Origin of the sequence: Streptomyces afghaniensis, assembly GCF_044327915.1 — a bacterium.
Classification (GTDB): Bacteria; Actinomycetota; Actinomycetes; order Streptomycetales; family Streptomycetaceae; genus Streptomyces; species Streptomyces afghaniensis.
Genome location: NZ_JBIRGJ010000010.1, coordinates 20,355 through 40,414, shown reverse-complemented (window position 1 = coordinate 40,414; position 20,060 = coordinate 20,355). Strand labels below are relative to the sequence as shown.

The following is a 20,060-nucleotide window of genomic DNA, read 5'->3' as shown; positions in this document are numbered from 1 at the left end:
GCAGCTCACCCCGCGACGAAAGGGCGCCCCCGGTGCGGTGGGGGCGCCCTTTTCGTCGTGCGTGCCGGTCAGCCTGCCGCGGCTATCGTGCTGGCCGAGCGGGCCGCCTTCTTCAACTCCAGGTCCCGGCGGCGGCGTCGGGCCAGGACCACGCGGCGTTCGGCGGCGGTGAGGCCGCCCCAGACGCCGTAGGGCTCGGGCTGGAGCAGGGCGTGCTCGCGGCATTCGACCATCACCGGGCAGCGGGCGCAGACCCGCTTCGCCGCCTCCTCCCGGGAGAGCCGGGCGGCGGTCGGCTCCTTGGAGGGGGCGAAGAACAGGCCCGCCTCGTCACGCCGGCACACCGCCTCGGTGTGCCACGGGGCGTCTTGGTCCCTGTCTCGCGCAGGCACCCGCGGGGCCGGAACGGCAGCTACCAGGGACGAATGCGGCGGTTGCAGCACGGTCTACTCCTGACGACGGCTTCGCGAGCGAGAGACGATGCAGCAAGGCCTACCCGCTGTGCGCGCGCCTATGCACTGAGTTCCGAAGCGCTGGTTTCGCCCCCGTTTTCGGGTTCCGTCGAGCGGCGTCACCGGTGCACCGATTTGCCCCGCACCCCGACGACTTCGCGACTGTCAATGGTTCAGGTGTTTGCGCAAACTCTTGTCGACCTTGCGTTGCACCCGGTCGAGGATGTCCGCGACGACCTTGCCGCGCCGGGGCCGCGCCTCGACACTGCCGAGGACGGCCCAGCCGTCGACGTAGACGACGGGGGCCTCCGGGTCGCCCGAGTCGAGCGTGTCCACCTCGAAGCTGCCGAGGACGCCGCCACCCATACCGCGCAGCGACACGTTCTCCGGGACGCGGATCTCGACGCTGCCGAAGACCGAGAACGCCTTGATCATGACCTGCTGGTGGTCGAAGAGCGCCTCGCTGAGGTCTATCTCGACACTGCCGAAGATCGCGTAGGCGTGGATACGGCGGCCCGTGCGCCAGCGGCCCTTGCGGACGGCGCCGCTGAAGATCGCGACCACGTTGTCGTCCGGGTCGATCGGGAAGGCGCCGGCCGTGGGGCGGTACGGAGCCGGGGCCGGCGAGGGGCCGGGGCCCTGGCGGTGGGCGGCGGGCAGATCCCGTATGAAGACGTCCAGTTCGCCGACCGTCTTGGCGCGCAGCACCCCCTCGACGCGCTCGGCGTGCTCGTCCGCGGTGAGACGGCCCTCGGCGAGGGCGTCGTGCAGGATGTCGGCGATGCGGTCGCGCTCGGCGTCGGAGGCGCGGAGCTCGGAGACGGCGGGCGCGGTCTGCTTCTGAAGGTCCACACCAGCAGCGTACCGAAACACGATAGATCGCGACACCCCCCGCGACGCCCCTGTCGCGGCCGGGTGTGACGAACTGAGCCTTACCTCACGGGCTCAGCGCCGGAGGCAGGTTCTAGGCTGTTGGCGCTCGCCAAAGGAGGCGGGCCGCCGTCCGCCGAGTGAGGAATGGGCTGAGATGCCTGAGTTCGCGTACACCGATCTGCTCCCCCAAGGGGAGGACACCACGCCGTACCGGCTGGTGACCTCCGAGGGCGTCTCCACGGTCGAGGGGCCGGACGGGCGGACCTTCCTCAAGGTGGAGCCGGAGGCGCTGCGCAAGCTCGCCGAGGAGGCCATCCACGACATCCAGCACTACCTGCGCCCGGCCCACCTCGCGCAGCTGCGCCGCATCATCGACGACCCCGAGGCGTCCGGCAACGACAAGTTCGTGGCGCTGGACCTGCTGAAGAACGCGAACATCGCGGCGGCGGGCGTGCTGCCGATGTGCCAGGACACGGGCACGGCGATCGTGATGGGCAAGCGCGGCCAGAACGTGCTGACCGCGGGCCGTGACGAGGAGGCCCTGTCCCGGGGCATCTACGACGCGTACCAGAACCTCAACCTGCGCTACTCGCAGATGGCTCCGCTCACCATGTGGGAGGAGAAGAACACCGGCTCCAACCTGCCCGCGCAGATCGAGCTGTACGCGACCGACGGCGGCGCCTACAAGTTCCTGTTCATGGCGAAGGGCGGCGGCTCCGCCAACAAGTCGTTCCTCTACCAGGAGACGAAGGCCGTCCTGAACGAGGCCTCCATGATGAAGTTCCTGGAGGAGAAGATCCGCTCGCTGGGTACGGCGGCCTGCCCGCCCTACCACCTGGCGATCGTCGTCGGCGGTACGAGCGCCGAGTACGCGCTGAAGACCGCCAAGTACGCCTCCGCGCACTACCTGGACGAGATCCCGGCGGAGGGGTCGGCGCTCGGACACGGCTTCCGGGACAAGGAGCTGGAGCAGCAGGTCTTCGAGCTGACGCAGAAGATCGGGATCGGCGCGCAGTTCGGCGGCAAGTACTTCTGCCACGACGTGCGCGTGGTGCGCCTGCCCCGGCACGGTGCCTCCTGCCCCGTCGCCATCGCCGTGTCCTGCTCCGCCGACCGTCAGGCCGTCGCGAAGATCACGGCCGAGGGCGTCTTCCTGGAGCAGCTGGAGACGGACCCGGCGCGGTTCCTGCCGGAGACCACGGACGAGCACCTGGACGAAGCCGGCGACGTCGTCAAGATCGACCTCAACCAGCCGATGGACACCATCCTGGCCGAGCTGACGAAGTACCCGGTCAAGACCCGCCTCTCCCTCACCGGCCCCCTCGTCGTCGCCCGCGACATCGCGCACGCCAAGATCAAGGAGCGGCTCGACGCGGGCGAGGAGATGCCGCAGTACCTGAAGGACCACCCGGTGTACTACGCGGGTCCGGCCAAGACGCCCGAGGGCTACGCGTCGGGCTCCTTCGGCCCGACGACGGCCGGCCGGATGGACAGCTACGTCGAGCAGTTCCAGGCGGCCGGCGGCTCCAAGGTGATGCTGGCCAAGGGCAACCGCAGCAAGCAGGTCACCGACGCCTGCAACACCCACGGCGGCTTCTACCTGGGCTCCATCGGCGGCCCGGCGGCCCGGCTCGCCCAGGACTGCATCAAGAAGGTCGAGGTCGTCGAGTACGAGGAACTCGGCATGGAGGCCGTCTGGAAGATCGAGGTCGAGGACTTCCCGGCGTTCATCGTCGTGGACGACAAGGGCAACGACTTCTTCCAGGACCCGGCCCCGGCCCCGACGTTCACGTCCATTCCGGTACGGGGTCCCGGACTCGCCTGAGAACGGCGGTGACGGTTCGCCTCCACGGGGAACAGTGGTCGGGGTCGCGGACGCTGTGACACGTGGAGGTGATCGTCGATGACCGACGAGCAGGACAGGACCGAGTACCGCACCGAGCACGACTCGATGGGCGAGGTGCGGGTGCCCGCCCACGCCAAGTGGCGGGCCCAGACCCAGCGGGCGGTGGAGAACTTCCCCGTCTCCGGGCAGCGCATCGAACGCGCGCACATCGAGGCACTGGCCCGGATCAAGGGCGCGGCGGCCAAGGTCAACGCCGAGCTGGGGGTCCTGGACAAGGACGTCGCCGACGCGATCCAGGAGGCCGCCGGTGAGGTCGCCGAGGGGAAGTGGGACGAGCACTTCCCCGTCGACGTGTTCCAGACCGGGTCCGGGACCTCGTCCAACATGAACACCAACGAGGTCATCGCGACCCTCGCGACCGAGCGGCTGGGCAAGAGCGTTCACCCCAACGACCACGTCAACGCCTCCCAGTCGTCCAACGACGTGTTCCCGTCGTCGATCCACATCGCCGCCACCGCGGCCGTCACCCGTGAGCTGATCCCCGCCCTGGACCATCTCGCCGCCTCCCTGGAGCGCAAGTCCGAGGAGTTCTCCGATGTCGTGAAGTCGGGGCGGACCCATCTCATGGACGCCACGCCCGTGACGCTGGGGCAGGAGTTCGGCGGGTACGCCGCCCAGGTGCGGTACGGGATCGAGCGGCTGCAGGCATCCCTGCCCCGGCTCGCCGAACTGCCCCTGGGCGGTACGGCCGTCGGCACCGGCATCAACACCCCGATCGGCTTCTCCGCCGCCGTGATCGAGGAGGTCGCCCGGACCACGGGGCTGCCCCTCACCGAGGCGCGGGACCACTTCGAGGCGCAGGGTGCCCGGGACGGCATCGTCGAGACCAGCGGGCAGCTGCGGACCATCGCGGTCGGGCTGACGAAGATCGCCAACGACCTGCGGTGGATGTCCTCCGGACCGCGCACCGGCCTCGCCGAGATCGCCCTGCCCGACCTCCAGCCCGGCTCCTCGATCATGCCGGGCAAGGTGAATCCGGTCATTCCGGAGGCCGTGCTGATGGTCGCCGCCCAGGTCGTGGGGAACGACGCCACCGTCGCCACCGCCGGTGCCGCCGGGAACTTCGAGCTCAACGTCATGCTGCCCGTCATCGCGAAGAACGTACTGGAGTCCGTGCGGCTGCTCGCCAACGTCACGCGGCTGCTCGCCGACCGGACCGTCGACGGCATCACCGCCGACCGCGAGCGGGCGCGGGAGTACGCCGAGTCCTCCCCGTCCGTCGTCACGCCGCTCAACAAGTACATCGGCTACGAGGAGGCCGCGAAGGTCGCCAAGAAGGCGCTGGCCGAGCGGAAGACCATCCGTCAGGTCGTGCTGGACAGCGGGTACGTGGAGCGCGGGGACCTGACCCAGGAGCAGCTCGACGAGGCGCTGGATGTCCTGCGGATGACACACCCGTGACGGTTCGCCGCCCAGGTGCGTCCGGCGCGTGAACCGTGACACGCGCTGCAGCGTCGTATGCCCAGGGCACCTAATATCTGTGCATGGCAGACGGTGGAGCGGTGAGACGCGTGGAAACGGGTGGTGCGGCAGGCTTCTGGGAGCCCGGGAGCGAGATCCTGTGGCGGTACCGGGAGAACGGCGGCGCGCGTTTCCACATCGCGCGTCCGGTCACCGTCGTACGGGACGACGCGGAGCTGCTCGCCGTGTGGCTGGCGCCGGGCACGGAGTGCGTCAGGCCCGTGCTCGCCGACGGCACCCCGGTGCACCTGGAGCCGCTGGAGTCCCGCTACACCAAGCCGCGGACCGTGCAGCGCGACCGCTGGTTCGGCACGGGCGTGCTGAAGCTGGCACGGCCGGCCGAGCCCTGGTCGGTGTGGCTGTTCTGGGAGCCGGGCTGGCGGTTCAAGAACTGGTACGTGAACCTGGAGGAGCCGCTGGCCCGCTGGGAGGGCGGTGTGGACTCCGTCGACCACTTTCTGGACATCTCCGTGCACCCGGACCGCAGTTGGCACTGGCGCGACGAGGACGAGTTCGCCCAGGCCCTGGGGGACGGGCTGATGGACGACCAGCAGGCCGAGAAGGTACGGGAGGCCGGGCGGGCCGCCGTGGAGGTGATCCGCGCCTGGGGGCCGCCGTTCTCGGATGGCTGGCAGCACTGGCGCCCGGATCCGTCCTGGACGGTACCGTCACTGCCGGAGGACTGGGACCGTACGCCCGCGCATGTGTCCTCATGAGACCCTTGATGCGCCCCCGGGCAAGAAACGTAGGATCGTCCTCCGCAAGGGCGCGCGGCGGCAACTGACGGAGCACGCGCTGGGCTTGACCGATCGTCACCGAGGGGCGGCAGGACGTGAGCGAGGGGTACGAGGGCAACACCGGCGGGGCCTGCGGCCCGCAGGACCGCAGACGGTCCGCCGGTGGCACAGGAACAACCTCTGACCACGCGGGAATTCCGTTCCTGGGGCACGCATTCCGGGTATCGGAGTTTCGGCGGGACCACCTGCACCTCTGGCGTGCAGCCCCGGACGGATGGATGCGACACGCGTGACGGAGCAGCCGACCTCCTTCGAACGCCCGCAGCCGGGCGCCGACCCCGCGGACCCCCGCGGGGCGTTCGTGCACACCTCGACACCGGTGCGTGGGCCCGGCGCGGGCGCCTTACCGGTACAGGGCCGCTGCGGCGGCGACGTCACCGCTCCGCTCACGACGGCGCACACCACGCCGGGCACGTCGGAGCCGGGCACCTCCACGCCGTTCGGCAAGGGCAAGGACACCGTGAGCGACCCCGCCTCCGAGCACTCCCAGCCGGGTACCGAGCAGACCGCCGAGCGCGACACCCCTCGGCCGCGGCCCGCCCCCGAGGGCATCCCGGTCCAGCCGGCCGACGAACAGGACCGGCCGGCGCCCGGCCCCGACGGACAGGAGCGCCGCAGCGGCCAGAGCCTGCCGCCCGGACGGCCCACGCCGATGCGGCGGGACGGCGACCGGCTGCGCTTCGTGGGCGCCGCCACCCGGCGGATCGCCCGCGGTATCGATCTCGACGAGATCGTGATGGGGCTGTGCCGGGCCACCGTGCCCACGTTCTCCGACGCGATCCTGGTCTATCTGCGCGACCCGCTGCCCGTCGGCGACGAGCGGCCCACCGGCCCGCTGGTGCTGCGGCTGCGGCGCACCGACCGGATACCGGCCGAGCGCGACACGGAGAACGGCTTCCTGCCGGCCGCGCAGCCCGAGCCGAACGAGCTCGACACGGTCGGCGCCGAGCTGTGCGAGGTACGGCCCGGCAGCGCGCTCGCCGAGGTGCTGCGGGGTGTGCGCCCGGTGTTCACGGACGCTCCCGCGGCCCGCGCGGCGCTGCCCGAGTTGCTCGGTGAGGGCGGTGTGTTCGCCGTTCCGGACGGGCAGCGGGCCATCCTCGCGCCGCTGCGCGGCCGGCGCCGCGTCATCGGTGCCGCCCTGTTCCTGCGCCGTCCCGAACGCATCGCCTTCGAGCCGGACGACCTGCTGGTGGCCGCCCAGCTCGCCACGCACAGCGCCCTGGGCATCGACAAGGCCGTCCTGTACGGCCGCGAGGCCTACATCGCGGACGAGCTCCAGCGCACGATGCTGCCCGAGACGCTGCCCCGCCCCACGGGCGTGCGGCTCGCCTCCCGTTACCTGCCGGCCGCGGAGACCGCCCGGGTCGGCGGCGACTGGTACGACGCCATCCCGCTGCCCGGCAGCCGGGTCGCCCTGGTCGTCGGCGACGTCATGGGCCACTCCATGACCTCGGCCGCCATCATGGGCCAGCTGCGCACCACCGCCCAGACCCTCGCCGGCCTCGACCTGCCGCCGCAGGAGGTCCTGCACCACCTCGACGAACAGGCGCAGCGCCTCGGCGTGGACCGCATGGCGACCTGCCTCTACGCGGTCTACGACCCGGTGTCGCACCGCATCACCATCGCCAACGCCGGCCATCCGCCGCCCGTCCTGCTCCACCTGGGCGGCCGTGCCGAGGTGCTGCGCGTCCCGGCCGGTGCCCCCATCGGGGTCGGCGGCGTCGACTTCGAGGCCGTGGAGCTGGACGCGCCCGCCGGCGCGACCCTGCTGCTGTACACCGACGGTCTGGTCGAGTCCCGGCTGCGGGACGTGTGGACCGGCATCGAGCAGCTGCGGGAGAAGCTGGCGGCGACGGCGCAGCTCACCGGGCCGGACCATCCGCCGCCCCTGGAAGCGCTGTGCGACGAGGTGCTCGACATGCTCGGCCCGGGCGACCGGGACGACGACATCGCGCTGCTCGCCGCCCGCTTCGACGGCATCGCGCCCAGCGATGTGGCGTACTGGTTCCTGGAGCCGGAGGACGCCGCCCCCGGCCGGGCCCGCCGGCTGGCCCGGCGCGCGTTGCAGCGCTGGGGCCTTGAGGAGCTCAGCGACTCGGTGGAGCTTCTCGTCAGCGAGGTCGTGACGAACGCCGTGCGGTACGCGTCCCGGCCGGTCACGCTCCGGCTGCTGCGGACGGATGTCCTGCGCTGCGAAGTGGGCGACGACGTCCCGCAGCTGCCGCGCCTGCGGCAGGCCCGCGCCACGGACGAGGGCGGACGCGGGCTGTACCTGGTGAACCGGCTGGCCCGGCGCTGGGGCGCGACCCGGCTCAGCACGGGCAAGGTCGTCTGGTTCGAGCTCAACCGCAGCTGAGACGCCGTGGAACGAGCGAAGGGCGCCCGGTGTTCGCCGGGCGCCCTTCGCCGTGCCTCCTGCCAGACCTCGCGTCTGCGGCGTGGTCCAAACGACAGGCCCTAGTCGTCCTGTCCGGTGCCCGGCTTGACCGGGTCGAAGGGGTCGCCGCCGCCGTCGTCCGGCGGTGTCGTCTCCGGGGCCGTCGGCGGGGTGAAGGTGGGCGGTGTCGTCGACGGACTCGGCGGCGGGGAGCTGCTCGGCTCCTCCGTCGTCGGCGGCGGTGACGACGACGACGGTTCCTCGGTCGTCGGCTCCTTCGTGGGCTCCTTGGTCGGCTCCTGCGTGGGCGTCGGCGTCCACGTCGGCTGGACGGCCGCGCCCTGCTGGGTGTCCAGGTCGAACTTGCTGGTGTCGCCCATCACGCCGAAGGTGTACGCCGCCCAGATCTTCGCCGGGAAATCACCGCCGTTGATCCGGGGCTCGCCGGCGGCCTTGTACATCGGGACCTGGGCGTGGGTCTTGGCGTCCTCGCCGAACAGGCCGACGGAGGTGACCAGGTTCGGCGTGTAGCCGGTGAACCAGGCCGACTTGTTGTTGTCGGACGTACCCGTCTTGCCCGCGACCTGCTGGCCGCCGCGCTCGGGGTTGTTGCGTACGGATGCCTGCGCCGTACCGTCGTCGACCACGCCGGTCAGCACCGAGGTCACCGAGTCGGCGGCCCCGCGGCTGACGGCCTGGTCGCCGACCGGGTCGGGCATGGTGACCGTCTTGTTGAGGTGCTCCGCCGACTTCACGAGGGCCGGGGTGACCTTCTTGCCGTGGTTGGCGAGGGTGGCGTAGACACCCGCCATCTCCAGGGGGCTCGCGCCCATGCTGCCCAGGGTCTGGGCGGGCACGGCCTCCATGTTCTTGGTGTCCATGCCGAGTTTGCCGGCGACGTCGACCACGTTGGTCATGCCGACGTCGACGCCCATCTGCGCGAAGACGGAGTTGACGGACTTGTTCATCGCCGTCTGGACGGTGATCTTCCCGTAGTTCTCGTCGTCCTCGTTCTCGGGGGCGAAGCCGACCTTGGTGCCGTTGTCCATGACCTGGCGCCTGCTCGTGCCGTCGTAGATCGTGTTCGCGGTGATCGGCTTGCCGTCCTGCGTCTCGGCCTGCTCCTCCAGGGCGGCGGCGAGGATGACCGGCTTGAACGTGGAGGCGGGCTGGTAGTCGGAGCGGGTGGCGTTGTTGGTGTAGTGATCGAAGTAGTTCACGCCGCCGTACATCGCGACCACGGCGCCCGTCTTCGGGTTCACGGACGCGGCACCGGCCTGGACGTCCCCGTCGACCTTGCGCTTCTCGGGGTCGAGCTTGCTGGTCAACTGCTGCTTGACGGACTTCTCCAGCGCCGCCTGCTTCTTCTTGTCGATGTTGAGGGTGACGGTCCAGCCGCCGGCGTTGACCATCGCCTCGGCTTCCTTGGCGCTGCTCGCGGTGCCCTCGGCGACGAGCTGCTTCTCCAGCGCCGCGTTGGCCGCGTTGACCAGGTAGCCCTTCTGGCCCTCCATGCCGGGAGCGGGCTTGGGCTCCTTCGGCACCGGGAACTTCATGCCGGCACGCTCGGACTGGCTCAGCCAGCCCTCGTCGACCATGTTGTCCAGGACGTAGTTCCAGCGGGCCTTCACCAGTTTCTTACCCGCCGGGGAGGCGACCGCCCAGTCGTACTGGCTCGGGGCCTGGAGCAGCGCGGCGAGGTAGGCGCCCTGCGCGACGGAGAGTTCCTCGGCGTCTTTGTGGTAGTAGGCCTGGGCGGCGGCCTGGATGCCGTAGGCGTTGCGGCCGTAGTAGCTGGTGTTGATGTAGCCGGCGAGGATGTAGTCCTTGGACTTCTCCCGGTCCAGCTTCAGGGAGATGACCAGTTCCTTGAGCTTGCGGGTGACGGTCTGTTCCTGCGTCAGGTAGTAGTTCTTGACGTACTGCTGGGTGATCGTCGAACCGCCCTGCGCGCCCCGGCCCGAGAGCGTGTTGAACAGGCCGCGGGCGGTGCCCTTGAGGTCGACGCCGGCGTCCTTGTAGAAGGTCTTGTTCTCGGCCGCGACGAAGGTGAGCCGCACGCCCTTGGGGACCCTGGACAGATCGACGACCTCGCGGTTGACCTTGCCGTCGCGGGCCATGATCGCGCCGTCGCTGTACTTGTAGATGTTGCTCTGCCGCTTGGCGTCGGCGTTGCCCTCCGGGATGCCGATCATCATGTACAGCACGATGAAGGCGCCCATACCGAGCAGGCACAGGCCGAAGAAGGTGCCGAGGATCTTCTTCCAGGTGAAGAGCCGGCGTATGCCGCTCTTCCCGGCCGCGCCCGACGAACGGCGGCGCTTGGGTGCCGCCCGGCGCCCACCGCGCTGTCTGGCGCGTCTTTCTTCCGCTCGTCCCATGGGTCCGATCCGCTCCGCTTCGTTCGCGTGTGCTCACATGTCACACAGGTTCGCCGCTCAGGTCAGCTCAGAAAGCTAACACCGGGAGATAAGAGAGAGGGCTGCCGATCCGGCCCTTTACGGACGTGACAATCAGCACCCACCCCAACGGAACCGACGTTCGAGACACGCGTAGGGTTGCCAGGACGCGGAAAAGTGATATCACTTAGATAGATGGAAGCTAGGCAGGAAATGCTTCCCGGGAGGAACGGGGGATCATCCATGTCCACACACCAACCGCAGGTCACCACCGATGTGCCCGAGATGCCGGCGCCCCGTGTGCGGGAGTTCGCCGCGCACAGCATCGGCGGCGGACTCGCTCTGCTGCTCGGCCTGGTCGGGCTGCTGGCCGGCGCCGGGCTGATCGCGGCCGCCACGGCGGTCGACGGGGGCGGGGCCAAGGCCGCCCTGATCATCGGCGGCATCCTGGTCGCGCTCGCGGCGTTCCTGGCCATGTGCGGGCTGAACATGGTGGCGCCCGGTGAGGCCCGGGTCGTCCAGCTCTTCGGCCGCTACCGCGGGACGATCCGGCAGGACGGGCTGCGCTGGGTGAACCCGCTCACCTCGCGCACCAAGATCTCGACGCGCGTGCGCAACCACGAGACCGCCGTCCTGAAGGTCAACGACGCGTACGGCAACCCGATCGAGCTCGCCGCGGTCGTGGTGTGGCGGGTCGAGGACACCGCCCAGGCCGTCTTCGAGGTGGACGACTACGTCGAGTTCGTCTCTACGCAGACCGAGGCGGCCGTGCGGCACATCGCCATCGAGTACCCCTACGACGCCCACGAGGAGGACGGCCTCTCGCTGCGCGGCAACGCCGAGGAGATCACCGAGAAGCTCGCCGTCGAACTGCACGCGCGCGTGGAGGCGGCCGGGGTGCAGATCATCGAGTCGCGCTTCACCCACCTCGCGTACGCCCCCGAGATCGCCTCGGCGATGCTCCAGCGGCAGCAGGCCGGAGCGGTCGTCGCGGCCCGGCGGCAGATCGTCGACGGCGCGGTGGGCATGGTCGAGGCCGCGATCGCGCGGATCACCGAGCGGGACATCGTGGAGCTGGACTCCGAGCGGAAGGCGGCGATGGTCTCCAACCTGATGGTGGTGCTGTGCGGGGACCGCGCCGCGCAGCCGGTCCTCAACACCGGGTCCCTGTACCAGTGACCGTGCCGTCCGAAGGTCCGGGCGCGCAGCGCCGGCCGCAGCAGCAGCGCAAGCAGGTGCTGCTGCGGCTGGACCCCGCGGTGTACGAGGCGCTGGCGCGGTGGGCCGGGGACGAACTGCGTTCGGCCAACGCGCAGATCGAGTTCCTGCTGCGGAAGGCGCTGGCCGAGGCGGGGCGGCTGCCGCGGGAGACCGGGCCGATGCCCCGGCGGGGACGACCACCGGGCGGCTCCGAGCAATAGCCTGTTGCGGAACCGTGACAACAGCCCCCGACCTGCGGGGTCGTACGGCACGCCATGAACTGCACACTCGGCGTATACATGCCGCGTATACACCCCGTGTACAGTCCTGGCATGTCCATCGGTCACACCCTCCTGGGGCTCCTGGAGTCCGGCCCGCGCCACGGCTACGACCTGAAGCGGGCCTTCGACGAGAAGTTCGGTCACGACCGGCCGCTGCACTACGGCCAGGTCTATTCGACGATGTCCCGGCTGCTGAAGAACGGGCTCGTCGAAGTCGACGGCATCGAGGCCGGCGGCGGACCCGAGCGCAAGCGGTACGCGATCACCGAGGCCGGCATCACCGATGTCGAGCGCTGGCTCGCGACGCCGGAGAAGCCGGAGCCGTACCTCCAGTCGACCCTCTACACCAAGGTCGTCCTCGCGCTGCTCACCCACCGCGACGCCGCCGACATCCTCGACACGCAGCGCTCGGAGCACCTGCGCAGCATGCGGATCCTCACCGACCGCAAGCGCAAGGGCGATCTGGCCGACCAGCTGATCTGCGACCACGCCCTGTTCCACCTGGAGGCGGACCTGCGCTGGCTGGAACTGACCGCCGCGCGTCTGGACAAGCTCCGTGAGGCGGTGACCCGGTGACCGTTCCCGCTGGTTCGCTGCTCACCGCCCAGGACCTGCGCAAGACGTACGGGCCGACCACCGCGCTCGACGGTGCCGAGTTCTCCATCCACCCGGGCGAGGTCGTCGCCGTGATGGGTCCGTCCGGGTCGGGCAAGTCGACGCTGCTGCACTGCCTCGCCGGGATCGTGACGCCCGACTCGGGCTCGATCACGTACAACGGGCGTGAGGTGACGGCGATGAGCGACGCCGAGCGCAGTGCGCTCAGGCGCTCGGAGTTCGGGTTCGTGTTCCAGTTCGGCCAGCTCGTGCCCGAACTCACCTGCGTGGAGAACGTGGCGCTTCCGCTGCGCCTGAACGGGTCGCCCCGCAAGGAGGCCGAGCGGACCGCACTGGCCTGGATGGAGCGGCTGGAGGTCGACGAGCTGCGCAAGAAGCGGCCCGGCGAGGTGTCCGGCGGTCAGGGACAGCGGGTCGCCGTCGCCCGCGCGCTGGTGACGAACCCTCGTGTGGTGTTCGCCGACGAACCGACCGGCGCGCTCGACTCCTTCAACGGCGAGCGCGTGATGGAACTGCTCACGGACGCCGCCCGGTCCGCCAACACGGCCGTGGTGCTCGTCACCCACGAGGCCAGGGTGGCCGCGTACTCCGACCGCGAGATCGTCGTACGCGACGGCAGGTCCCGGGACATGGAGCGCGTCGTATGAGCGCCGGTCAGTGGGCGCGGGATCTTTCCATGGGGGTCCGGTTCGCCTTCGCGGGCGGACGCGAGGGATGGATCCGGGCGCTGCTGACGGCCGTCGGCGTCGGACTCGGAGTGGCGCTGCTGCTGCTCACCACCGCCCTCCCGAACGCGCTGGCGGAACGGGGCCGGCGCGAGGAGGCGCGCAGCGACCACACCTTCAGCCAGCAGAAGATACCGAAGGCCGACGACACCCTGATCGTCCTGGACTCGGACACCACGTTCCGGGACCAGGACGTGCGCGGCCGGATGCTGGAGGCGGAGGGCCCGCGGGCTCCGCTGCCCCCGGGGGTCGCGCGGTTCCCGGCCGCGGGCGAGATGGTCGTCTCCCCCGCGCTGAAGGAGCTGCTCGCCTCCGACGACGGCAAGCTGCTGCGGGAGCGGCTGAACTACCGGATCGCGGGCACCATCGGCGAGCAGGGGCTCGTCGGCTCGCAGGAACTCGCCTACTTCGCGGGCGGCACGGGGCTCGAGAAGCTGCTGGACGGCCTCGCCAGTGGGGCCCGGATCGACAGCTTCGGAAACGACGGCCTGGCGTCGTCCGATCCCTGGGACCCGGTGCTGCTCCTGCTGGTGCTGGTCGTCTTCGTGGTGCTGCTGATGCCGGTCGCCGTGTTCATCGCCGCGGCCGTGCGCTTCGGCGGCGAGCGGCGCGACCGCCGGCTGGCGGCGCTGCGGCTGGTGGGTTCCGACAGCCGGATGACCCGGCGGATCGCCGCCGGCGAGGCGCTCGCCGGTTCGGTGCTGGGACTCGTCCTCGGAGCCGGCTTCTTCCTGCTGGGGCGGCAACTGGCGGCTTCCGCCGAGGTGTTCCACGTCAGTGTGTTCCCGAGCTATCTGAACCCCTCGCCCGTGCTGGCCCTTCTGGTCGCGCTGGTGGTGCCGGCGGCCGCGGTCGTGGTGACGATCCTCGCCCTGCGCGGGGTGGTCATCGAGCCGCTCGGCGTGGTCCGCACGGCCAAGCCCGCGCGGCGCCGGCTGTGGTGGCGGCTGCTGCTGCCGCTCGGCGGGCTCGCGCTGCTCTTCCCGATGATCGGGCAGGGCGACGACGGCGGGGAGTTCAATCAGTACCTCGTCGTCGGCGGCGTGATGCTCCTCCTGGTCGGCGTCACGGCCCTGCTGCCCTGGGTGGTGGAGACGGTCGTGGCCCGGCTCGGCTCGGGCGGGGTCGCCTGGCAACTGGCGGTGCGCAGGCTTCAGCTGAGCAGCGGTGCGGCGGCCCGGATGGTCAACGGCATCGCGGTGGCGGTGGCCGGGGCGATCGCGCTGCAGATGCTGTTCGCCGGGGTGGAGGGCAACTACACCAGGGCGTCGCAGTACGACGTCTCCCGGGCCCAGATGCAGGTGAACGTGCCGCACGGAGCCGAACCCGCCTCCATCGCCGAGGAGTTCCGCACCACAGAGGGCGTGCGGAGGGTCACCGTACTGTCCGACGGCTACCTCGGCGACCGACGGGGCGAGGGGGACACCTACGTCCGCTTCACCGTCGCCGACTGCGCGTCGCTGCGCGAGGTGGCCACGCTGCCGTCCTGCCGCGACGGTGACGTCTTCGCCGTCCAGGGCGCGGAGGAGGACACCGGAACCGACACGATGGCCAAGCCCGGCACCACCCTGTGGGCCGACCCGGCCGACACCTCCCGCCCCGACGACCGCTGGGTCTCCTGGACCGTGCCGCAGGACATCCGGCAGGCCCAGGCCCGGGAGGATCCCACCGGGTACGAGCGCGGCGGCATCCTGATCACACCCGCCGCGCTGCCCGGGAAGCTCGGTCCGCTCGCCTCCACACAGCTCTACCTGAGCCTCGACCGTTCCGTGCCCGACGCCTACGAGTACGTGCGCAACACGGCCGCGCGGCTCGACCCGACGGCCCAGCCGATGACCTGGAACAGCGTCGAGCGCAACGACCGCTACGCCACCATCCGCACCGGCCTGTCCGTCGGCGCCGCCTGCGTGCTGGCGCTGATCGGCGCGAGCCTGCTGGTCTCGCAGCTGGAGCAGTTGCGCGAACGCCGCAAGCTGCTGTCGTCGCTGGTCGCCTTCGGCACCCGGCGCCGGACCCTCAGCCTGTCGGTGCTGTGGCAGACGGCGATCCCGATCGGACTGGGCCTGCTGCTCGCCGCGACGGTGGGCATGGCCCTGGGCGCGGTCCTGCTGCGGATGACCAGCACGTCGGTCCGGGTGGACTGGCCGAGCGTGCTGTCGATGACCGGCATCGGCGCGGGCGTCGTCCTCGTGGTGACGCTGCTGAGTCTGCCGCCGCTGCTGAGGATGATGCGGCCGGACGGGCTGCGCACGGAGTAGCCGCCCGCACCGTCCGTCAGGCGTCCTGGTCGAGGACCCGTACGGGCAGGGGCCGCAGCGCCTCCCGCAGCGCCGCCGCCAGTTCCTCGTACTCCGCGCCGCGCGCGGCCCCCGCCCGCATCGCCAGAGCGACCCTGCGGGTGGGGGCCGGGTCGGTGAAGTACCCGGTGAGGAGCTGGTCGCTGCGGGAGATCTCGACCTTGAGGGCGGTGCGCGGCAGCAGCGTGACACCGAGCCCGCCCGCGACGAGCTGCACCAGCGTGGACAGCCCGGCGGCGGTCGTGGTGACCGGGGCGTCCTCGCGGCCGGCCTCCCGGCAGATGTCGAGGGCCTGGTCGCGCAGGCAGTGCCCCTCGTCCAGCAGCAGCAGGTTCAGCTCGCGCAGCGCCTCGCGCGCGATGCCCTCGCGTCCGCCGAGCGGGTGGTCGAGCGGCGTGACGAGCACGAAGTCCTCGTCGAACAGCGGCAGTTCGGCGACGCCGGGCACACCCAGCGGGACAGCGAGCAGCAGCAGGTCGAGCCGCCCGCCGGCGAGGCCGTCGAGCAGGCTGGCGGTCTGCTCCTCGTGCACCTGGAGGTCGAGGTGCGGATACCGTTCGTGGACGAGCCGCAGGACGGTGGGCAGCAGATACGGCGCCACGGTCGGGATGACCCCCAGCCGCAGCACGCCGGTGAACGGGGCCCGGACCGCTTCGGCCTCCTCCATGAGGGCCCCTACCTCCGCCAGCACGGCCTTGGCCCGTACGGCGATCCGCTCACCCTCGGGTGAGAGCAGCACCTTGCGCGTCGTACGCTCGAGGAGCGTCACTCCGAGTGTCTCCTCCAGCGCCGAGACGGCGCCCGAGAGAGCGGGCTGGCTCATGCCGATCGCCCCTGCGGCGTCCCGGAAGTGCAGGTGCTCGGCGACGGCTGCGAAGGCCCGCAACTGCGCGAGGGTGGGCTGCCTGCGCTTATTACCCACAGTCACTGATAACCACCTCCGATCAACCCGACCGAGTGTAGCTATTTCCGTAATCAATCGGCCCTGTGCCAACATCAATAACGTCCAACCCATGGGAAACACCCGCAATCCGGGTGTTTCTTCGCTGCAAGGAGAGCGTGTGCTCACTGTCGGTGACAAGTTCCCCGAGTTCGATCTGACCGCCTGCGTCTCGCTGGAGAAGGGCAAGGAGTTCCAGCAGATCAACCACAAGACCTACGAGGGTCAGTGGAAGGTCATCTTCGCGTGGCCCAAGGACTTCACCTTCGTGTGCCCGACCGAGATCGCCGCCTTCGGCAAGCTGAACGACGAGTTCGCCGACCGCGACGCCCAGGTCCTCGGCTTCTCCGGCGACTCCGAGTTCGTCCACCACGCCTGGCGCAAGGACCACGACGACCTGCGTGACCTGCCGTTCCCCATGATGGCCGACTCCAAGCACGAGCTGATGCGCGACCTCGGCATCGAGGGCGAGGACGGCTTCGCCAAGCGCGCGGTGTTCATCGTGGACCAGAACAACGAGATCCAGTTCTCGATGGTGACCGCGGGTTCGGTCGGCCGTAACCCGAAGGAGGTCCTGCGGGTCCTGGACGCCCTCCAGACGGACGAGCTGTGCCCCTGCAACTGGTCGAAGGGCGACGAGACCCTCGACCCGGTCGCGCTGCTCGCCGGAGAGTGATCTGACATGTCCCTCGACGCACTCAAGTCCGCCATACCGGACTACGCCAAGGACCTGAAGCTCAACCTGGGCTCGGTCATCGGCAACTCGGACCTGCCGGCCCAGCAGCTGTGGGGCACGGTGCTGGCGACCGCCATCGCCTCGCGCTCCCCGATCGTGCTGCGCGAGCTGGAGCCCGAGGCCAAGGCGAACCTGTCGCCGGAGGCGTACACGGCCGCCAAGTCCGCGGCCGCGGTGATGGCGATGAACAACGTCTTCTACCGCACGCGGCACCTCCTGTCGGACCACGAGTACGGCAACCTGCGCGCGGGCCTGCGGATGAACGTCATCGGCAACCCGGGCGTCGACAAGGTCGACTTCGAGCTGTGGTCCTTCGCGGTCTCCGCCATCAACGGCTGCGGCATGTGCCTCGACTCCCACGAGCAGGTCCTGCGCAAGGCCGGCCTCGACCGCGAGGTCATCCAGGAGGCGTTCAAGATCGCGTCCGTGATCCAGGCGGTCGGCGTGACGCTGGACGCCGAGGCGGTACTGGCCGAGTAACCCCCGGCCGTACGCACCGCATTGCAGGGCCCCGCCCACCTGACCGGTGGGCGGGGCCCTGTTGCCTTGCGCGCAGGCCGCTCGGGAGGCTCGGACTACTCCGGCGGCGCCTGCCGTTCGGGCTCCGCACTCACCGCTGTCGCACCCCGCGGACGGACCGAATGCCGCAACGCCGACTTGCGCGAGTACGCCCGCAGATACCCCGCCACCGTGTTCGTCACGGCGACCAACGGCACCGCCACCACCGCGCCCCCGATCCCGGCGACCATCCCCCCGCACGCCACGGACAGCACCACGGCCAGCGGGTGCACCCGCACCGCCCGCCCCAGAATGAACGGCTGCAGGATGTGGCCCTCGATCTGCTGCACCGCCAGCACCACCACCAGCGTCATGACAGCCGTGAACACCCCCTGGGTGACCAGCGCGACCACCACCGCCAGCGCCCCGGACACCACCGCACCCACCAGCGGGATGAACGCGAACAGGAAGATGAACACCGCCAGCGGCACGGCCATCGGCACATCGAGGAAGTAGATCCCCAGCCCGATGAAGATCGCGTCGATCAGCGCGACGATCACCGTGCCCCGCACATACGCCGTCAGCGTCCGCCAGGCCGCCGGCCCGGCCCCGGCCACGCCCGGCCGCGCCGCCGCCGGAACCAGCTTCAGCGTCCACTCCCAGATCCGCTTGCCGTCGTAGAGCAGGAACAGCGTCGAGAAGACCGCCAGCAGAATCCCCGTCAGCGACTCGACGACGACCGTCACGCCCTCCAGCCCCGCCGAGGTGATCTGGTCGGTGTTCGCTCCGACCGCCTCCCGCAGGTTCTTGGCGATCTCGTTGATCTGTTTGTCCGTGACGTGGAAGGGGCTGTTCAGCAGCCAGTTCCGCAACTCGTCGATGCCGTCCTGGATCTGGCCCGAGAGGTCGTCGATGTTCTCCATGACCTGCCAGGTCACGAACCAGCCGATGAGCCCCATGACGACGAAGCCGAGGATCGCGGTCAGCGCCGTGGCCGGCCCGCGCGGCACTCCGAGCCGCCGCAGCCGCGCCACGGTCGGCTGGAGGATCGCGGTGATGAGCAGTGCGCTCACGAACGCCAGCACCACCAGCTGGACGGCGCTGATGATCCGCATCAGCACCCACAGCGTGCCCGCGAGGACGAGCAGCCGCCAGCCGGCCTCCGCCGCGACCCGCATCCCCCACGGCACGGCCAGCGCCGGATCGGGCCGGGCGGGCACGTCGGGCGCGTCGGGCGCGTAGTCCGGGGGCGGCGGCACGTGTTCGTCGGAGGATGTCCGGGACTCGGTCTCGTCCCGCTCCCGTTCGGCCTCGGCGCGGCGTTCGTTCCACCGCTCGCTCATCTCGGTCAGTCCGGCACCGAGCCGGCCGAGCCACCCTGGCACTCGCGACATGATCCGTCCTTTTCCCCCGTCTCTCCGCACCACTCCCCCCTGGAGTCGTCCGTCAAGACCGTACATGGCGCGAGCCCCTCACCGTACGACGGTGAGGGGCTCGCGCTGAGGATGGCTGCGACTGAAGGGCCGCGGGCTCAGTACCAGTTGTTGGCCTGCCAGAACGACCAGGCGTCACACGGGCTGCCGTAGCGGTCGTTCATGTAGTTCAGGCCCCACTTGATCTGGGTGGCCGGGTTGGTCCGCCAGTCGGCACCGACGGACGACATCTTGGAACCGGGCAGCGCCTGGAACATGCCGTAGGCCCCGGAGGAAGGGTTGACCGCCTTGTAGTTCCAGTCGGACTCGTGGTCCACGATGTTGCTGAAGCACTGGAACTGACCCGCCGGCACCATCTGCCGCGCCATCGCCTGGATCTGGGCGATGGTGTAGGAGGTCGCGACGGGGAAGTCGGAGATGTCCTTGGAGCGGCTGGCGGCCTCCTTGGCCTCCGCGCGCTCCTTGGCGGCCTTCTCGGCCGCGGCGGCCTTCTCGGCGGCTTCCTTCTTCTTGGCGATGGCCGTCTCGGCGGCAGCCTTGCGGGCGGCCTCCTCGGCGTCCTTCTTCGCGCTCGCGTCGGCGGCGATGGCCTGTGCGTCGGCCTGCTGCGTCAGCGACGCCGTCTGCACCTGGGCCTGCTGGCCCGCGGGAATGTCTGCGAGCAGCGTGGTGCCGCTGGCCGTCGCTTCGGCGTCGTTGTTCTGCGCGGTGCTGCCCGAGGCAACACCGACGACGCTTCCGACAGCGGTGACCGCCGTGGCCGAGGCCACTGCGAATCCCCGGACCGAGATCCGGCTCACACGGTTTCCTTCCAGCATCGCCCGCTTCGGTGACCCTCGCGGACGCAATCGTGCCCCTGGCACTGGCCTCCCCAACTGCGGGGTCACGGGAGGCGCGGGCCCGGTGGGCAACTCCCTACGGGAGTGCCGCGTGATGCTCGGGCGGCATACGACATCGCTATGCAGTTGACGCTGTGCTCTTAGTGGTGCCGTACCGCTGGGGGTACAGGTGTGTCGTATGCGGGGCCTGACAGGAGTGAGACTCTGCCGCAACACGACGGGGCAAGG

General features: G+C 70.4%; 17 protein-coding genes. 11 read left to right on the top strand and 6 right to left on the bottom strand.

Features of this window, described 5'->3' with window-relative positions; genetic code table 11:
* Positions 1–68: 68 nt before the first annotated feature.
* Together ACH4G3_RS34490 and ACH4G3_RS34485 are read right to left on the bottom strand one after the other, a co-directional pair.
* Positions 69–443: a WhiB family transcriptional regulator gene (locus ACH4G3_RS34490; protein ID WP_078945338.1), complete on the bottom strand. Its 375-nt coding sequence runs from the start codon at positions 441–443 to the stop codon at positions 69–71.
* 174 nt (positions 444–617) lie between these two features.
* Positions 618–1,304 carry a DUF1707 SHOCT-like domain-containing protein gene (locus ACH4G3_RS34485; protein ID WP_397628179.1) on the bottom strand — a complete coding sequence of 229 codons (687 nt, stop codon included), beginning with the start codon at positions 1,302–1,304 and terminating at the stop codon, positions 618–620.
* 175 nt (positions 1,305–1,479) lie between these two features.
* On the opposite strand from ACH4G3_RS34485, the gene ACH4G3_RS34480 reads away from it, so the two are divergent.
* The 4 genes from ACH4G3_RS34480 to ACH4G3_RS34465 all read left to right on the top strand — a co-directional run bounded on the left by ACH4G3_RS34480 (position 1,480) and on the right by ACH4G3_RS34465 (position 7,848).
* Positions 1,480–3,150 carry a fumarate hydratase gene (locus ACH4G3_RS34480; protein ID WP_397628178.1) on the top strand — a complete coding sequence of 557 codons (1,671 nt, stop codon included), beginning with the start codon at positions 1,480–1,482 and terminating at the stop codon, positions 3,148–3,150.
* Positions 3,151–3,228: 78 nt separating this feature from the next.
* Positions 3,229–4,632: a class II fumarate hydratase gene (locus ACH4G3_RS34475; protein WP_397628177.1), complete on the top strand. Its 1,404-nt coding sequence runs from the start codon at positions 3,229–3,231 to the stop codon at positions 4,630–4,632.
* 83 nt (positions 4,633–4,715) lie between these two features.
* On the top strand, positions 4,716–5,408 hold the full coding sequence (fomD, locus tag ACH4G3_RS34470; RefSeq protein WP_397617347.1) for a cytidylyl-2-hydroxypropylphosphonate hydrolase: 693 nt from the start codon (positions 4,716–4,718) through the stop codon (positions 5,406–5,408).
* A 295-nt stretch (positions 5,409–5,703) separates the two neighbouring features.
* Positions 5,704–7,848 carry a SpoIIE family protein phosphatase gene (locus ACH4G3_RS34465; protein WP_397628176.1) on the top strand — a complete coding sequence of 715 codons (2,145 nt, stop codon included), beginning with the start codon at positions 5,704–5,706 and terminating at the stop codon, positions 7,846–7,848.
* Between the two features lie 101 nt (positions 7,849–7,949).
* Here the strand turns inward: ACH4G3_RS34465 and ACH4G3_RS34460 are convergent, their stop codons facing one another.
* A complete protein-coding gene (locus tag ACH4G3_RS34460; RefSeq protein WP_397628175.1) occupies positions 7,950–10,250 on the bottom strand; it encodes a transglycosylase domain-containing protein in 2,301 nt (766 codons plus the stop codon).
* Positions 10,251–10,511: 261 nt separating this feature from the next.
* Here ACH4G3_RS34460 and ACH4G3_RS34455 point away from each other — a divergent pair, with 261 nt between their 5' ends.
* The 5 genes from ACH4G3_RS34455 to ACH4G3_RS34435 all read left to right on the top strand — a co-directional run bounded on the left by ACH4G3_RS34455 (position 10,512) and on the right by ACH4G3_RS34435 (position 15,347).
* The gene (locus tag ACH4G3_RS34455) at positions 10,512–11,447 is read left to right on the top strand and encodes an SPFH domain-containing protein (protein ID WP_397628174.1); all 936 of its coding nucleotides are present in this window, start codon (positions 10,512–10,514) and stop codon (positions 11,445–11,447) included.
* Positions 11,444–11,689, top strand: coding sequence for a type II toxin-antitoxin system antitoxin (locus tag ACH4G3_RS34450; protein ID WP_397628173.1), 246 nt, complete (start codon positions 11,444–11,446; stop codon positions 11,687–11,689). The genes ACH4G3_RS34455 and ACH4G3_RS34450 overlap by 4 nt, the downstream gene beginning before the upstream one ends.
* A 111-nt stretch (positions 11,690–11,800) precedes the next feature.
* Entirely contained in the window at positions 11,801–12,325 is a 525-nt protein-coding gene (locus ACH4G3_RS34445; protein ID WP_010045868.1) for a PadR family transcriptional regulator, read from the top strand.
* The gene (locus tag ACH4G3_RS34440) at positions 12,322–13,011 is read left to right on the top strand and encodes an ABC transporter ATP-binding protein (RefSeq protein ID WP_397628172.1); all 690 of its coding nucleotides are present in this window, start codon (positions 12,322–12,324) and stop codon (positions 13,009–13,011) included. The genes ACH4G3_RS34445 and ACH4G3_RS34440 overlap by 4 nt, the downstream gene beginning before the upstream one ends.
* On the top strand, positions 13,008–15,347 hold the full coding sequence (locus ACH4G3_RS34435) for an ABC transporter permease (protein ID WP_397628171.1): 2,340 nt from the start codon (positions 13,008–13,010) through the stop codon (positions 15,345–15,347). The genes ACH4G3_RS34440 and ACH4G3_RS34435 overlap by 4 nt, the downstream gene beginning before the upstream one ends.
* A gap of 16 nt (positions 15,348–15,363) precedes the next feature.
* On the opposite strand, the gene ACH4G3_RS34430 is transcribed toward ACH4G3_RS34435, so the two are convergent.
* Positions 15,364–16,314, bottom strand: a complete 951-nt coding sequence (locus ACH4G3_RS34430) for a LysR substrate-binding domain-containing protein (protein WP_397628170.1) — start codon at positions 16,312–16,314, stop codon at positions 15,364–15,366.
* A 133-nt stretch (positions 16,315–16,447) separates the two neighbouring features.
* On the opposite strand from ACH4G3_RS34430, the gene ACH4G3_RS34425 reads away from it, so the two are divergent.
* Together ACH4G3_RS34425 and ACH4G3_RS34420 are read left to right on the top strand one after the other, a co-directional pair.
* Entirely contained in the window at positions 16,448–17,002 is a 555-nt protein-coding gene (locus ACH4G3_RS34425; protein ID WP_020276563.1) for a peroxiredoxin, read from the top strand.
* A 6-nt stretch (positions 17,003–17,008) separates the two neighbouring features.
* Entirely contained in the window at positions 17,009–17,542 is a 534-nt protein-coding gene (locus ACH4G3_RS34420) for an alkyl hydroperoxide reductase (RefSeq protein ID WP_397628169.1), read from the top strand.
* 95 nt (positions 17,543–17,637) lie between these two features.
* Here the strand turns inward: ACH4G3_RS34420 and ACH4G3_RS34415 are convergent, their stop codons facing one another.
* Together ACH4G3_RS34415 and ACH4G3_RS34410 are read right to left on the bottom strand one after the other, a co-directional pair.
* A complete protein-coding gene (locus ACH4G3_RS34415; protein ID WP_397628168.1) occupies positions 17,638–18,954 on the bottom strand; it encodes an AI-2E family transporter in 1,317 nt (438 codons plus the stop codon).
* 137 nt (positions 18,955–19,091) lie between these two features.
* Positions 19,092–19,793: an aggregation-promoting factor C-terminal-like domain-containing protein gene (locus ACH4G3_RS34410; protein ID WP_274818989.1), complete on the bottom strand. Its 702-nt coding sequence runs from the start codon at positions 19,791–19,793 to the stop codon at positions 19,092–19,094.
* Between the last annotated feature and the right edge of the window lie 267 nt (positions 19,794–20,060).